Below are 14,420 nucleotides of genomic sequence, written 5' to 3' on the forward strand. Positions count from 1 at the left end.
ATCAGACCTACTGCCCTTCCAGCAGATATCGGTGCAGCTGCGCCGCCTCGGGAGACAACGAACGGAAGCGCGGTGCGCCGAGATAATACCCAAAGCCGCTCTCGACACGGTCGTTGCCGACGGTGACGAGGGTGCCTGCTTGTAGATATTCCTCTATGAGACCGAGGCTGCCGAGCGCGATACCTTCGCCCCTGAGTGCTGCTTCCACCGCCATGATGTAGGTCGAGAAGGACAGGCGCGGTCGCGGCAGCTTGCCCTTCAAGGGGTCACCGACGCGGCCGAACCATTGACGGAAACTGATCCAATGGGCATTGGCGCGTTCGTAGTCGATGAGATCGAGCCCGGCAATGTCGACCGCCGTCAGTGCCTGCGGGTCGAGACCGCGGGCCGCCAGGTAATCCGGCGAGGCGACCGGCACCAGCACTTCCTTCAAGAGCGGCGTCAGGTTCCAGCGCGGGTGTTCGCCGGTGGAATAGATGATGATGAGATCGTTGTTCTCCGAGGCGAGTTCGGAGTGCACATCCGTCGTCAGCAGGCGGACCGAGATGCCGGGGCTCTCCTTGCCGAAATCCCGTAGCCGCTGCCCGAGCCAGAGATGGGAGATCGAGCCGCTGGCCGCGATCGAGATGATTTCGCCTGTTCCTGTGCGAAAGGGCTCCAGGCTTTCTTCCAGATATTCCAGCGTGGCGCGGACGCGCTGGAATAGCCGCTCGCCGTCCGGTGTCAGCGCCAGATTTCGGCCGCGCCGGGTAAAGAGCGTCGCGCCGAGATGATCTTCCAATCCCTTGATGCGGCGGCTGACGGCGGCCTGGGTGATGTTGAGCTCGCGGCCGGCGCGGGAAAAATTCATGGCGCGCGCGGCCGCATCGAACACGCGGAAGGCCTCAAGCGGGATTTTTTCTAGCATCGGCTCTCCATAACTTCAGATCATCAATATTCCCGATAATTGCCCGGATTTGAAGATCTGAAATTGTGATGCAGGATTATGACATCAAATCAGCCGCTTCTCCAAGGTGATCCTGCGTGTCCTTTTCCATTTCCGCCATCCCAGACATTCATTTCGGCGAGGGGGCGCTCTCCGGCCTTCCCGCTGCGGTCAAATCCTTCGATGGCGTCAGCACCGTTCTCCTGGTGGTCGATGCCTTCCTGGCGCAGTCGGGCCTTGCTGCCAAGGTCAGCGCCGAGCTTGCCGAAGCGCGCGTGAAGACGCAGGTCTTTTCGGATTTTGCTGGTGAGCCGAAGCTTGCGCATCTGCATGCGGCGATCGCTGCAGGGCAGGGCGCCGACATGGTGATCGGCATCGGCGGCGGCTCGGCGCTCGATATCGGCAAGATCGTTGCCTGCTGCATCGCCTCCGGCGAGGATCCCATGCACTACGCGCTTGCCGCCAATCCGTTACCAAAGAACCCGCTGAAGAAGATCATGATCCCGACCACTGCGGGGACAGGTTCGGAAACATCGGCGACGAATATCTTTGCCGGGCTGGAGGGCAAGAAACTCTGGATCTGGGGACCGGAAACGAAGGCCGATCTCGTCATCCTCGACCCCACGCTGACGAAGACCCTGCCCGCCAGCCTGACGGCATGGTGCGGCCTCGATGCCTTCATCCATGCTTTTGAAGCAGCCACGAACCGCAACACGCATCTCGGCGCACAATTCTACGCGCATCAGGCGCTGCGGCTGCTGGCCAATGCGCTGGAGACGGCCGTCAAGCAGCCCGACGATATGGCAGCTCGCGGTGACGTGCTGCTTGGCTCCTGCTTCGGCGGCATTGCGATCGACAATTGCGGCACGGCGATCGCGCACAATATCAGCCATGCGCTGGCAGGCCTCGGCCCTGTCCATCACGGGCTTGCGACGGCGCTCGGCTTCGAAGTGACGCTGCCATGGCTCGTCGAAGCGGATACCGCAGATCTGAATGCAGCGGCCAATGCTTGCGGCCTCGAGAGCGCCGCCGATCTGCCCGCTTTCGTCTCGGACTGGATGGATCGCTGCGGCATCGTGCGCGCGCTGCCGGCTGCGTTCAAACCGTTCGACGAAACCGATCTCGCCCGCGAGATGCGCGCAACCGAAAACCAGCCCATGCGGGGCTCGACGATCCGTGACGTGACGGATGCCGATATCGACCGCTTTGCCGCCGCCGTCATGGCGCTGCCGAAAGGAATTTGAGATGACCAAGAATTACACGCGCGATTATTGGGAAAGCGTTCTGTCCGACCTCAAGCCAGAAGGTCGTCACTTCATCAATGGCTCACATCGTGCCGCCGCTTCAGGCGAAACTTTCATTCGCATCCGGCCGATGGATGGTAAGCCCGGTGCCGAGCTGGCGCGCGGCAATGCCGCTGACGTCGATGCTGCCGTTGCCTCAGCCCGCGCTGCCTTCGAAAGCGGCGTCTGGCGCAAAAAGGAGCCGCTCGAAAAGAAGAAGATCATGCTGAAATGGGCGGAGCTCATCCGCGCCCATGGCGATGAACTCGCCATGCTCGAGACGATCGATGTCGGCAAGCCGGTCATGGCGTCGCTTGGTGTCGATGTGCGGCTCTGCGCCGACGGCATCCAGTTCTACGGCGAAATGATCGACAAGATGTATGACGAGATTGCGCCGACCGGCCCGAATGCGCGGGCTTTGGTGCGCAAGGTGCCGCTCGGCGTCGTCGGGGCGATCACGCCCTGGAACTATCCGATGATCATCGATGCCTGGAAGCTGGGACCGGCTATCGCTGCCGGCAATTCCGTCGTGCTAAAGCCGGCCGAACAATCCTCGCTTTCGGCGATCCGTCTTGCCGAGCTTGGGATCGAAGCCGGCCTGCCGGCTGGCGTCTTCAACGTCGTCACGGGTTATGGCGAAGAGACCGGCAAGCCACTGGCGCTGCACATGGATGTCGACATGATCGCCTTTACCGGCTCCACTGAAGTCGGCAAGCTGATTATGGGCTATGCGGCGCAATCGAACGTCAAACGCGTGGCGCTGGAGCTTGGCGGCAAGTCACCGCTGGTCGTCTTCGAAGATGCCGATCTCGATGCGGCTGCCGTCGCCGCTGCCTGGGGCTGCTTCTATAATTCCGGCGAGACCTGTCATGCCTCGACCCGTCTGATCGTGCAGCGCTCGGTGCAGGACAAGTTGATCGCGAAGATCGAGGCTGTCACCCGCTCGGACATCTCGCTCAAGCATCCGCTCGATCCTTCGGCACAGATTGGTGCGCTGATCGAGGAAGAGCATATGAACAAGGTGCTGGCGATGATCGCGGCCGGCGAGAAGGAGGGGGCGCGGCGTGCCTTCGGCGCCGAGCGTGTCCTGAGCGAGACCGGCGGTTATTATGTCTCGCCGGGCGTCTTCGTCGACATGACCAACGACATGAGCCTCGCGCGGCAGGAAATCTTCGGCCCCGTGCTCGCCGCCATCCCCTTCGATACAGAGGAGGAGGCACTGAAGATCGCCAATGACACGATCTATGGGCTTGCCGGCGCCGTCTTCACCAAGGACATGGATCGTGCCCACCGCTTTTCCGAAGAGATCCATGCGGGTACGGTGTGGATCAACACCTATGACATGTCGAATTTCGCGACGCCGTTCGGCGGCTTCAAGCAGTCCGGTTTCGGCCGGGACCGTTCGGTGCATGCGATCGACAAATATTGCGATTACAAGACGATCTGGCAGCAGTTCGGTTGAGGTTCGCGGGGAGGCATGACCATGAGCAAGATCGTTTCCATCGAGATCACCCATCACCGCCTGCCGCTCGATCCGGCGTTCAAGGCGAGCTGGGATGGCCGTCCGCGCCGGCATTTCGATGCGACCATTGTGCGCGTCAGGGATGATGAGGGTCGCGAAGGCATCGGCTCCGGCGACCTGATGAAGGGTTTCGAGGGGCATGAGGATCTGTTCATCGGGCAGGATCCCCGGCATGTCGAACGGCATTATGAAGTCCTGTCGCACATCAATTTCCATTATGGCCGCTGCTGGCCAATGGATCTGGCGCTATGGGACCTCTCCGGCAAGATCACCGGCGAGCCTGTCTGGCGGATGCTCGGTGGCCGCGCCAGCCGCGTGCGGCTCTATGCCTCCTCCGGCGTGTTGCGCGAGCCATCTGCCATGGCCGATCAGGCCGAGCGTTATATCGACGAGGGCTTCCCGGCCATGAAGGTGCGCTTCTCCTCGTCCTCGGGCGGTCGCGGCGGCTGGCGCGAGGACGTCAAGGCGCTGGAAGCGACCCGCGCCCGCGTCGGCGACCGGCTGGAGCTGATGGTCGACTGCAATCAGGGTTGGCGCATGCCCTGGGATACAACCTTGCCATGGACCTTCAAGGATGCGCTTGCTGTTGCGAAAGAGCTGGAGCGGCTCGGCGTCTACTGGATGGAAGAGCCGCTTCACCGCTCCGACCGCAAGGGTATGAAAGAGTTGAAACAGGCAACGTCGGTCAGGATCGTCGGCGGCGAAATGACGCGCGAGCTCTACGAGTTTCGCGATATTATCGAGGAGCGTGCCTTCGATGTCATTCAGCCCGATGTCGCGCTTGTCGGCGGTATTACCGGTTGCCGGCGTTTGGCTTATCAGGCGCGCGAGGCGGGCGTGCAATTCACGCCGCATTCCTGGACGAACGGCATCGGGGTTCTCGCCAATGCGCATCTGACCGCCGGCGTTGCCGATGCAGCCTGGCTCGAATATCCCTACGATAATCCGGAATGGAGCGAAGCTCGTCGCGACTATCCGATGGCGTCGCCGCTCAAGCACGAGGCCGGCTGGCTGGATCTCGGCGTCGCACCAGGCCTCGGCATCGTTCTCGATGAGGAGCGGCTGAAGGCGACGCGCATCTGAAGGCGCCTACGGAATTAGGCGGCAAGGCCTGGCTTGTGAGGTGCATGGGCTCCGCGCCCCCCTTCTCCCCTCGGGGAGAAGGTGCCGTCAGGCGGATGAGGGGGTGTTGCCAAGAGCACGAAAATCCCCGCATCCAAATCGGTCGCCCCCCTCATCCGACCCTTCGGGCCACCTTCTCCCCGAGGGGAGAAGGAGTTTGTGGTGTCTACGCACCTCACATGCGATTGCCCTATATCACGCAGCTACGGGCTGCATTTGTTTGTTTTCCCGTGTCCGTGCCCAATGGATGACGGGGCGTTCGAGCAGGACATAGCTCAGCGTGCCGATGGCGAAGATGACGGTGGTTGCAACCAGGCTTGAGACGATCCAGCCGCCCAGCACGTCATCCGAGCCTGCGCCGAAGGATGAGGGAAAGAGCTGCGGCATCAAGGTCAACACGATATCCTGCCAGATGTAGACGCCGAAGGAGACGGTGGCGACATAACGGCTGACAGGATTGTCGAGCAGCTTTGCCAGCAGCAGCGATTGGGGAAGCGTGCAAAGCGCAATCGCGACCGCCAGGGGAAGCAGCGGGAATTGATAGGGAATGCCGAGCCAGGCGTAGCCCTCCGCAGCACCGCCGATCGACTGCGGCAACTGCCACGCGCCCATGATGATCGCGAGTGCGCCGATGATGTCATAGATCGCTGAGCGTCGGGCTGGGAGGAGTGTCTGAATGCCGGCGGCGAGCGCGCCGATCGCGAATATCGCAAAGAAGCCGATCGGGTTGTAGCGCGGCATCCATTCCTTGGCGCCGCCCTGGAAGCCATATTGCCATCCGCGCCCGACATTGTCGGTTGGAAGATAGGTGACCACGAGCCAATGGCCGACCAGAGATATTGCGATAATGCCGATCCAGAGCGCACGGCTGACAAGAATGGAACGGGTTCTCAGTTTCGGATGAAACAACAGCAGGAAGCCGATCGGCATGAGAACATAGCAGGTCGTCTCGAAGGGGATCGACCATAGCGGCCCATCGCCTTGCACCGGGAAAAAGGTGCGCCAGTGCCATTGGCTCATCAGGAAGAAACCGGCGATATAGCGGCCGACCAGTTCTGCATCGAGCGGAAAGCCGTAGATGGTGAAGCTGATCACGAAGCCGAACGTCAGGGCAAACCAGAAACCCGGCAGGATGCGTGCGGCGCGGCGCATGGCATAGATCTTCAGCGAAGGTAGGGGTTGAGCTCTATCCAGTGCCAGCCAGAAGGGACGTGCAAGAAGGAAACCGCTGAGGACGAAGAAGACCGAGACGCCGTGATTGCCGAAGCGCGCGATTATGAAGGTCATGTCCAGATCCGGCGGGATTTTGTAGAAATTCATTCGGAGCACGAGATGGTGAACAAGCACCATCAGACATGCGACAGCGCGCACGAAATCCGCTCCTCCCAGCCGCTTGGCGTTCTCCATTCGCGTATCCGCCCGAGATCTCCTTCTATTGGGTTAGGTCATTGCGACGGTTTCGGCAAGCGTGATCCTTGAAGGCAGGACGCCCGGACCCGTGGTGCCGGGTCCGGGCGTCGGACCGATCTCCCGCACCTGCCAGAAACGAGAGATCGGATTACTGGGATAAGGATCAGGCGGCGGCGGAGCGATAGGGGCGCGTGGCGCGCGCCGGTTTCAGGGCGTTGCTCCACCAAGTCAGCCGCGCGATCATGACAACGAGCGATTTTCTGGCATCGAGCGGGTTTTCCAATGTGCCATCCTCGGCAAATCTGCCCCACGGATTGGCGAAGCTGATAGTATCGCGCACGGTGACGGTATGGAGTTCGGCAAAGACGAGCCGCAACTGTTCGACCGCGCGCAGGCCGCCGGAAACTCCGCCATAGGAAACGAAGGCGACAGGTTTGCCATGCCAGGGCTCATAGACGAGATCGAGGACGAATTTCAGCGAGGCCGTGAAGCTGTGATTGTATTCCGGCGTGACCACGATGAAGGCATCGGCATCGGAAAGCCGCTCCGATAGGGCCGCGACGCCCGGATGCTCGCGATTGTGTGCGAAAGGCAGATCGAATTCGAGGGGATCGACCAGATCGATGTCTATAAGCGGATAGTGTGCCAATTCGCGGGCAACCCAATTGACCACCCGGTCGCACAGCCGGCCGGGACGCGTGCTGCCGTAGATGATCGCCAGCCGGGTTCTTTCTGTCATGTCTTGCTCCTGCTTTACGCGGTTCGGAGCCAGGGTTATAAAACCTCAAGTAAAGTTGAGGTCAATAGCGAAAATGGGAAAAATCGATCCGGCTCAATTTCCGAAGCTGCTGACTGTTGGCGAGGTGGCGGCGCGCAGCGGCGTGGCCGTATCGGCGCTGCATTTCTATGAGGCGAAAGGCTTGATCGAGAGCCATCGCAGCCGCGGCAACCAACGGCGCTATCCGCGCGAAGTGCTGCGGCGAGTCTCCATCATCAAGGTGGCCCAACGCGTCGGTATTCCGCTTGCCGAGGTTCAGGCGGCTCTTCAATCGCTGCCGCAGGGGCGCACGCCGACCGCGTCCGACTGGAAGGCGCTTTCGGAGCGGTGGAAGGACGATCTCGACGCTCGCATCAAGCGCCTGCAGGGACTTCGCGATCAGCTGGACAGCTGTATCGGTTGCGGCTGCCTTTCGCTCGATAGCTGTCCCTTGCGCAATCCGTGGGATGTGCTTTCCGAAGAAGGCGCAGGCCCGCGGCTGCTCGATCCCGGAGAGTGAATTGGCGACTCAGGCGTGGACGTGGCTCTCTGCCATATAGCCGTCGAGAGCTGCGGCTTCTTCCTTCGATAGATAAAGACCCTTTTTGGAGCGCCGCCACAAGATGTCTGCGGCGTTATACGCCCATTCCTGTTCCATCAGGTAGCGCACTTCCGCCTCGTAGAGATCGCTTCCGAAATAGCGGCCGAGATCGGCGACCGTCTTTGCGTTGCCAAGGATCATGGCGGCGCGTGTGCCGTAGCGGCGGATGAGGCGGCGGGCATGCGGATCGGCAAGGAAAGAATAGCGCGACTTGAGCTTGGAGACTTCGGCCTCATAGCCGCGAACCGGAAAGTCGCCGCCGGGCAGCGAACTGCCGGCAGTCCAGGGCGTACCCTTCAGGCCGATGGCCTCGCCGATCTTCTCCAGCGCATGTTCGCCGAGGCGGCGATAAGTGGTGAGCTTGCCGCCAAAGACATTGAGCAGCGGTGCCTGGCCTTCTTCGCCTTCGACCTTCAGCACGTAATCGCGCGTGGCTTCCTGCGCCTTCGATGCGCCATCGTCATAGAGCGGGCGGACGGCCGAGTAGGTCCAGACGATATCCTCGGGCTTTACCGGCTCCTTGAAATATTCGCTGGCGGCGTTGCAGAGATAGGACGTCTCCTCTGCCGTGATCTTCACATCCTTCGGATCGTCCTTGTAGTCGCGATCCGTGGTGCCGATCAGCGTGAAGTCCTGCTCGTAGGGGATGGCGAAGATGATGCGGTTGTCCGGGTTCTGGAAGAAATAGGCGCGGGGATCATCGAACTTCTTGCGCACGACGATATGGCTGCCCTGGACGAGGCGGACATTGTGTACCTGGTTCTTGCCGAAGGCACCGGCGAGCACCTGATCGACCCAGGGACCCGCGGCATTGACCAGCATGCGCGAACGAAACTGGCGCTTCTCGCCGCTGATCGTATTCTCCGTTTCGATCGCCCAAACCGCGCCTTCGCGGCGCGCGGAGATCACTTTCGTCCGCGGCATGATCGTTGCGCCGCGATCGGCCGCATCGCGCGCATTCAGCACCACCATGCGGGCATCGTCGACCCAGCCGTCGGAATATTCAAAAGCCTTGGTGAAGAGCGCCTTCAGCGGCTTGCCCGCGGGATCCTTCTTCATGTCCAGCGTCGCGGTCGGTGGCAGCAGCTTTCGTCCGCCAAGGTGGTCGTAGAGGAAAAGGCCGAGGCGGATCAGCCAGGCCGGGCGGATGCCACCCTTGTGATAGGGCAGGACGAAGCGCATCGGCCAGATGATATGGGGCGCCATCGCCCAGAGCACTTCGCGCTCCATCAGCGATTCGCGCACGAGACGGAATTCGTAATGTTCGAGATAGCGCAACCCGCCATGGATGAGCTTGGTGGCGCCCGACGACGTGCCGGAGGCGAAGTCGTTCATCTCGGCGAGCGCGACCTTATAGCCGCGCCCAACGGCATCGCGGGCAATGCCGCAGCCATTGATGCCGCCGCCGATAACGAAAATATCGTAGACCTGCTCGCTCACCCGCCCCTCCGCAAAGGTCAGCCATCCCCTGAAGATGGAAAATCGAAACTAATCCATCTAAAGCGAAACAGATACGAATGTCAAACGAACGTTTCTTGACGGAAAGCGCGCCGATCAAGCTGGTCTGCGAGAGGTTTCAACAAGATGCACGTCATGTTCCGCGGCGATGGAGCGCACGGATTCGATGCTGCATTCGTCCGTTACGAAGGTATGAACCTGCGATAGATGGCCGATGCGAACCGGAGCGGTTCGTTCGAATTTGGTGCTGTCGGCGACGAGAATGACGTGCCGCGCATTGGCGATGATGGCCTGCGCGACTTTCACTTCGCGAAAATCGAAATCCAGAAGCGCGCCGTCGGGGTCAATCGCGGAGGCGCCGATGACAGCGTAATCCACCTTGAACTGCTTGATGAAGTCGACGGCGGCTTCACCGACGATACCGCCATCCGAGCCGCGCACGACGCCGCCGGAAATCACGACTTCGATGGATGGGAAAATACGTAACTTATTGGCAACGTTGATATTATTGGTGATGACCATCAGTTCGTGGTGGCCAAGGAGTGCCTCGCCGACGGCTTCCGTCGTTGTGCCGATATTAATGAAAAGCGAGCTGTTGTTGGGGATCAGGCTTGCTGCGGCGCGGCCGATCGCCTGTTTTTCGGGCGCGGCGATGGAGCGTCTCGCCTCATATTTCACGTTCTCGGTTCCGCCGGGAAAGATCGCGCCGCCATGCACGCGCGATAGCACGCGGCCGTCGCAGAGGTCGTTCAGGTCCTTGCGAATGGTCTGCGGCGTGACCGAGAAGCGCATCGCCAGCTCTTCCACCAGCACGCGGCCCTCCGCCTTGGCGATTTCGAGGATCTCTGTCTGACGCCCGGACAGGAACATGGTTTTCGCTCCCTTTCTTTCGTTTTTTCGTCATCATATGATAAAGTGAAAATTCCGCAATTACCGGCGCGCGAATAGTGCGGTTTGGGAGGTCATCGTGTTTCATCCGAAGCTATTCGAAAATCGCAACGTCGTGGTCACCGGCGCCGGCCGTGGCATCGGGCTGGAGGTCGCGCGCCAGTTTCTCGATTGCGGAGCCCATGTCCTTGTTCATGTTGGCCGCGATGGCAGTCGCGATTTGCCTGATTTTCTGATGGAAGCGGAAGCCGAGCGCCGCGCCTTTCTCATTGCCGGCGATTTCGCCGCCCGCAATGGCACGCGCGATTTCGTCAGCGCTGCCGGCGAGCGTTTCGACCGCATCGACGTGCTTGTCAACAATGCCGGCACCATGGTCGGGCGATTCCCAGCCGGCGAGCTTACGGACGAACAATACGAGCAGATCGTTCATCTCAATCAGACTTCCGTGATGGAGGTGACGAGAGGACTGTTGCCGCTGCTGCGGGCAGCCGGGCAGGCGGCGATCGTCAATACGGTTTCGATTTCGGCACTGACCGGCGGCAGCCCGGGATCGGCGATCTATTCCGCCTCGAAGGCCTTTGTCGCAACCTACTCGAAAGCACTGGCGCGCGAACTGGCACCTGATGGCATACGGGTCAATTGCGTCTCTCCCGGCACGATATCAACCGATTTTCATGAGCGCTATTCCTCGAGAGAGAAGCTGGAGCAGACGCGCAAATCGATCCCACTCCAGCGCCTGGGAACGCCCGAAGATTGCGCGCCCGCCTATCTCTTTCTCGCAGCGCCCCTGCTTTCCGGCTACATCACCGGGCAGGTGCTCGAGATCAATGGCGGGCAGCTTATCTGCTGATAAAACGGACCTTTTTTGGTTTTCCGTGTCTTTTTGAATCAGCTTCTGATTTGATAATATTATAAGCATACCTCTGGGGGATTTCTTACTAGAGGCTGTCATATGTCGTCGTCTCTACCGCAGGGCGGTGCAGCGGAACGTGATGTTGAGGAAATGACTGACACGGCGCGAAAGGCGAGCGCCCTGCTGAAAGCACTATCGCATGAGACCCGCCTGGCAATTCTCTTCACGCTTGCCAAGCACGAGAAAACGGTGATGGAGCTCGAGGCTCTTCTTGATCTGCCGCAGGCCGTCGTGTCGCAGCATTTGGCACGCCTTCGCCTGGACAAGCTGGTCGATACGCGCCGCGAAGGGCGACTCATCCATTATGCCGTCGCGCGGTCGGAAATCTGCGCCGTCGTTGAGTCGCTGCAGAAGGCGTTTTGTCAGACCGATCGCTGAACCCTGAGGCCGCTTTGTATGTTGCGCTCGCCATGCTGTCGGTCTAACTCTTTCGTCGCGGGAGAGCGGGATGATCGACAAGCTGGAATTCTTCATAGCATTGGCGAATCAGAAGCATTTTGGCCGCGCCGCGGAAGAATGTGGCGTGACGCAGCCCACCCTGTCTGCGGCCATCCGCCAGCTGGAGGACCAGCTTGGCGTGATGCTTGTTAGCCGCGGTTCGCGCTTTCAGGGACTGACGCCCGAGGGACAGCGCGTGCTGGAATGGGCCCGTCGCATCGTCGGCGACAGCCGCACGATGCGCGAGGAGATGCGCGCGGCGCGCAAGGGCCTTGCCGGCCATATCCGGATCGCCGCCATTCCGACGGCGCTTGCCATGGTGCAGAAAATCACTACGCCTTTCCAGGAAAGGCATCCCGATGTCACCTTCTCCATCTTGTCGCGCAATTCGCTGCAGGTTCTGAGCCTGCTGGAAAATCTTGAGATCGATGCCGGCATCACCTATCTGGAGAACGAGCCGCTCGGCCGCGTCACCAGCGTGCCGCTCTATGCCGAGCGCTATCACCTGATCACCGCGGCGGGCAGCCCGTTTTCCGAGCGCAAGACCGTCACCTGGAAGGAAGTCGGCGATCTTCGGCTTTGTCTATTGACTGCTGACATGCAGAATCGCCGCATAATCAATCGGCATCTTGCCGAGGCAGGCGCAACGGCGAGGCCGACGCTGGAATCCAATTCGATGATCGTGCTGTTTTCGCATGTGCAGACCGGGCGCTGGGCGAGCATCATGCCGAAGAATATCGCTGATTCCTTCGGTTTTCCGGCGGATATTCATAAGATCCCAATCACTGAACCTGACGCCGAGCACCTTGTCGGCCTTGTCGCCACGCATCGCGAGCCCTTTACGCCGCTCGTCTCTGCCTTGCTGCATGAGGCGAGACTGCTCGCGGAAGAGGACGAGAATCGATAGAAATTTTCTATCGAGCAACGAGACTGCCTTATTGATCCCCAGCCTTCTCCCTGCGACCTTAACGGCATGGCGTGTCGATCGCGCGCCAGGAGGAAATGCCGCATAGGCCTTTTCCGAAGATTCGCCTTCGATCTTCGGAGCTATGCGCGGGAGGCTGCTAATGAGCTTGAATCAGGCCGCGGGCGATGTCGCAACCCGGGCCGGCACCATCATCGATAGCATGAAATCGATGGAGGGGCCGCTTTTGCCGATCCTGCATGGGATCCAGGAAGAATTCGGTTATGTGCCGCAGGATGCGTTGCCGCTGATCGCCAAGGCACTGAACCTTTCCCGCGCTGAAGTGCACGGCGTCATGACCTTCTATCATGACTATCGCGATCATCCGGCAGGCCGCCATGTTCTGAAGCTCTGTCGCGCCGAGGCCTGTCAGTCGATGGGCGGCGATGCGCTGGCGGAGCGCGTCAAGCAGTTGCTGGGCGTCGATTTCCATCAGACCACGCTCGATGGCAGTGTCACGCTGGAACCGGTCTACTGTCTCGGGCTTTGCGCCTGCGCTCCGGCTGCGATGCTCGACGGCGAGCTGCATGGCCGGCTCGACGACGAAAGCGCCGAAGACCTTGTCAAGGAGGCGCGCCAATGACGATCACCATCTATATTCCCCGCGATGCCGCCGCCCTTTCGCTGGGTGCGGAAAAGGTGGCGCAAGCCGTCACGCAGGAGATTGCCAAGCGCGGGCTCGATGCGCGCATCGTGCGCAACGGCTCGCGCGGCATGTTCTGGCTCGAGCCCCTGGTCGAAGTCGAGATCGACGGCAAGCGCATCGGCTATGGACCGGTGAAGGCCAAGGATGTTCCCGCACTATTCGATGCCGGGCTCGCCGAAGGCGGCGAGCATCCGCTCTGTCTTGGGGAGGTCGAAAGCCTCCCATTCCTCAAGGAACAGACCCGCCTGACTTTTGCCCGCTGCGGCATCACCGACCCGCTTTCGCTTCAGGATTACGAAGCGCACGGCGGCCTGAAAGGTCTGCGCCGCGCCACCGGCATGGCTGCTGGCGATATCGTCAAGGAAGTGACCGATTCCGGCCTTCGCGGCCGCGGTGGCGCGGGTTTCCCGACCGGCATCAAGTGGAAGACGGTGCTCGATGCGCCGGGGACACGCAAATATATCGTCTGCAACGCGGACGAGGGCGATAGCGGTACCTTCGCCGACCGGATGATCATGGAAGGCGACCCCTTCGTGCTGATCGAGGGCATGGCGATTGCAGGCCTCGCGACGGGCGCGACCAAGGGCTTCGTCTATACGCGTTCGGAATATCCGCATGCGATCGCCGCGATGACGGAAGCCGTGGAAATCGCGCGCAAGGCCGGTATTCTCGGCGCATCCGTGCTCGGCTCAGGCAAAACCTTCGACATGGAAATCCGCACCGGCGCCGGCGCCTATGTCTGCGGCGAGGAAACGGCGCTCTTGAACAGCCTCGAGGGCAAGCGTGGCATCGTGCGTGCCAAGCCGCCGCTGCCGGCGCATAAGGGCCTGTTCAACTGTCCCACCGTCATCAACAATGTGATCTCGCTCGCCTCGGTCCCCGTCATCATGGACAAGGGTGCTGCCTTCTATCGCGATTTCGGCATGGGCCGGTCGCGCGGCACGATCCCGCTGCAGATCGCCGGCAACGTCAAGCATGGCGGCCTCTACGAGACGGCCTTCGGTCTTTCGCTCGGCGATATCGTCGACCGGATCGGCGGCGGCACAGCGACAGGGCGGCCGGTCAAGGCCGTGCAGGTGGGTGGTCCGCTGGGAGCCTATTTCCCGCGCGCCCTGTTCGACACACCGTTCGACTATGAAGCGTTCGCGGCCAAGGACGGTCTCATCGGCCATGCCGGCATCGTCGTCTTCGACGATACCGCCGACATGCTGAAGCAGGCGCGGTTCGCCATGGAATTCTGCGCGGTCGAAAGCTGCGGCAAGTGCACGCCCTGCCGCATCGGCTCGACGCGCGGCGTCGAGACGGCCGACAAGATCGCGCGAGGGATCGAGCCGGAGAAAAACCGGGTGCTGCTTGCCGATCTCTGCAACACCATGAAGTTCGGTTCGCTCTGCGCGCTCGGCGGCTTCACGCCCTATCCCGTCATGAGCGCGATGACCCATTTTCCGGAGGATTTTTCTCCGGCTCCCTTGATTGAAGCGGCGGAGTAAGAC

General features: G+C 61.0%; 14 protein-coding genes. 9 read left to right on the plus strand and 5 right to left on the minus strand.

The window, feature by feature from the left end; all coding sequences use genetic code 11:
* Positions 1-7: 7 nt before the first annotated feature.
* Complete coding sequence (locus FBZ97_RS22655) at positions 8-907, minus strand: LysR substrate-binding domain-containing protein (protein ID WP_113354305.1); 900 nt, start codon at positions 905-907, stop codon at positions 8-10.
* 116 nt (positions 908-1,023) lie between these two features.
* Between FBZ97_RS22655 and FBZ97_RS22660 the strand changes: the two genes are divergently transcribed.
* The 3 genes from FBZ97_RS22660 to FBZ97_RS22670 are packed head-to-tail and all read left to right on the plus strand — an operon-like array spanning position 1,024 to position 4,813.
* On the plus strand, positions 1,024-2,169 hold the full coding sequence (locus FBZ97_RS22660) for an iron-containing alcohol dehydrogenase (RefSeq protein WP_113354304.1): 1,146 nt from the start codon (positions 1,024-1,026) through the stop codon (positions 2,167-2,169).
* 1 nt (position 2,170) lies between these two features.
* Positions 2,171-3,670, plus strand: a complete 1,500-nt coding sequence (locus tag FBZ97_RS22665; protein ID WP_113354303.1) for an aldehyde dehydrogenase family protein — start codon at positions 2,171-2,173, stop codon at positions 3,668-3,670.
* Positions 3,671-3,691: 21 nt separating this feature from the next.
* On the plus strand, positions 3,692-4,813 hold the full coding sequence (locus FBZ97_RS22670) for a mandelate racemase/muconate lactonizing enzyme family protein (RefSeq protein WP_113354302.1): 1,122 nt from the start codon (positions 3,692-3,694) through the stop codon (positions 4,811-4,813).
* Positions 4,814-5,047: 234 nt separating this feature from the next.
* Here the strand turns inward: FBZ97_RS22670 and FBZ97_RS22675 are convergent, their stop codons facing one another.
* Positions 5,048-6,259 (minus strand): acyltransferase, encoded by a 1,212-nt coding sequence (locus FBZ97_RS22675; protein WP_113354301.1) that lies wholly within the window; start codon positions 6,257-6,259, stop codon positions 5,048-5,050.
* 166 nt (positions 6,260-6,425) lie between these two features.
* Entirely contained in the window at positions 6,426-7,001 is a 576-nt protein-coding gene (locus FBZ97_RS22680) for an NAD(P)H-dependent oxidoreductase (RefSeq protein ID WP_113354300.1), read from the minus strand.
* Positions 7,002-7,074: 73 nt separating this feature from the next.
* Between FBZ97_RS22680 and soxR the strand changes: the two genes are divergently transcribed.
* Entirely contained in the window at positions 7,075-7,539 is a 465-nt protein-coding gene (soxR, locus tag FBZ97_RS22685; RefSeq protein ID WP_113354299.1) for a redox-sensitive transcriptional activator SoxR, read from the plus strand.
* A 9-nt stretch (positions 7,540-7,548) separates the two neighbouring features.
* Here the strand turns inward: soxR and glpD are convergent, their stop codons facing one another.
* Both glpD and FBZ97_RS22695 read right to left on the minus strand, forming a co-directional pair.
* Entirely contained in the window at positions 7,549-9,060 is a 1,512-nt protein-coding gene (gene glpD, locus FBZ97_RS22690) for a glycerol-3-phosphate dehydrogenase (RefSeq protein WP_113421293.1), read from the minus strand.
* A gap of 114 nt (positions 9,061-9,174) precedes the next feature.
* On the minus strand, positions 9,175-9,948 hold the full coding sequence (locus FBZ97_RS22695; protein WP_113333658.1) for a DeoR/GlpR family DNA-binding transcription regulator: 774 nt from the start codon (positions 9,946-9,948) through the stop codon (positions 9,175-9,177).
* A gap of 97 nt (positions 9,949-10,045) precedes the next feature.
* Between FBZ97_RS22695 and FBZ97_RS22700 the strand changes: the two genes are divergently transcribed.
* The 5 genes from FBZ97_RS22700 to FBZ97_RS22720 all read left to right on the plus strand — a co-directional run bounded on the left by FBZ97_RS22700 (position 10,046) and on the right by FBZ97_RS22720 (position 14,417).
* On the plus strand, positions 10,046-10,816 hold the full coding sequence (locus FBZ97_RS22700; protein WP_113354297.1) for an SDR family oxidoreductase: 771 nt from the start codon (positions 10,046-10,048) through the stop codon (positions 10,814-10,816).
* Between the two features lie 102 nt (positions 10,817-10,918).
* Complete coding sequence (locus FBZ97_RS22705; RefSeq protein WP_113354296.1) at positions 10,919-11,257, plus strand: metalloregulator ArsR/SmtB family transcription factor; 339 nt, start codon at positions 10,919-10,921, stop codon at positions 11,255-11,257.
* 70 nt (positions 11,258-11,327) lie between these two features.
* Positions 11,328-12,224: a LysR family transcriptional regulator gene (locus tag FBZ97_RS22710; RefSeq protein ID WP_113333661.1), complete on the plus strand. Its 897-nt coding sequence runs from the start codon at positions 11,328-11,330 to the stop codon at positions 12,222-12,224.
* 160 nt (positions 12,225-12,384) lie between these two features.
* Positions 12,385-12,864, plus strand: coding sequence for a formate dehydrogenase subunit gamma (locus FBZ97_RS22715; RefSeq protein ID WP_113354295.1), 480 nt, complete (start codon positions 12,385-12,387; stop codon positions 12,862-12,864).
* Entirely contained in the window at positions 12,861-14,417 is a 1,557-nt protein-coding gene (locus tag FBZ97_RS22720; protein ID WP_113354294.1) for an NADH-quinone oxidoreductase subunit NuoF, read from the plus strand. The genes FBZ97_RS22715 and FBZ97_RS22720 overlap by 4 nt, the downstream gene beginning before the upstream one ends.
* Positions 14,418-14,420: the final 3 nt, after the last annotated feature.

Source organism: Rhizobium sp. ERR 942, assembly GCF_007828395.1.
Taxonomy (GTDB): domain Bacteria; phylum Pseudomonadota; class Alphaproteobacteria; order Rhizobiales; family Rhizobiaceae; genus Rhizobium; species Rhizobium dioscoreae.

Coding starts and splice junctions, on each gene's coding strand:
- FBZ97_RS22655 (WP_113354305.1), bottom strand. CDS start 907: ATGCTAGAAAAAATCCCGCTTGAGGCCTTCCGCGTGTTCGATGCGGCC.
- FBZ97_RS22665 (WP_113354303.1), top strand. CDS start 2,171: ATGACCAAGAATTACACGCGCGATTATTGGGAAAGCGTTCTGTCCGAC.
- FBZ97_RS22670 (WP_113354302.1), top strand. CDS start 3,692: ATGAGCAAGATCGTTTCCATCGAGATCACCCATCACCGCCTGCCGCTC.
- FBZ97_RS22675 (WP_113354301.1), bottom strand. CDS start 6,259: ATGGAGAACGCCAAGCGGCTGGGAGGAGCGGATTTCGTGCGCGCTGTC.
- FBZ97_RS22680 (WP_113354300.1), bottom strand. CDS start 7,001: ATGACAGAAAGAACCCGGCTGGCGATCATCTACGGCAGCACGCGTCCC.
- soxR (WP_113354299.1), top strand. CDS start 7,075: ATGGGAAAAATCGATCCGGCTCAATTTCCGAAGCTGCTGACTGTTGGC.
- FBZ97_RS22695 (WP_113333658.1), bottom strand. CDS start 9,948: ATGTTCCTGTCCGGGCGTCAGACAGAGATCCTCGAAATCGCCAAGGCG.
- FBZ97_RS22705 (WP_113354296.1), top strand. CDS start 10,919: ATGTCGTCGTCTCTACCGCAGGGCGGTGCAGCGGAACGTGATGTTGAG.
- FBZ97_RS22710 (WP_113333661.1), top strand. CDS start 11,328: ATGATCGACAAGCTGGAATTCTTCATAGCATTGGCGAATCAGAAGCAT.
- FBZ97_RS22715 (WP_113354295.1), top strand. CDS start 12,385: ATGAGCTTGAATCAGGCCGCGGGCGATGTCGCAACCCGGGCCGGCACC.
- FBZ97_RS22720 (WP_113354294.1), top strand. CDS start 12,861: ATGACGATCACCATCTATATTCCCCGCGATGCCGCCGCCCTTTCGCTG.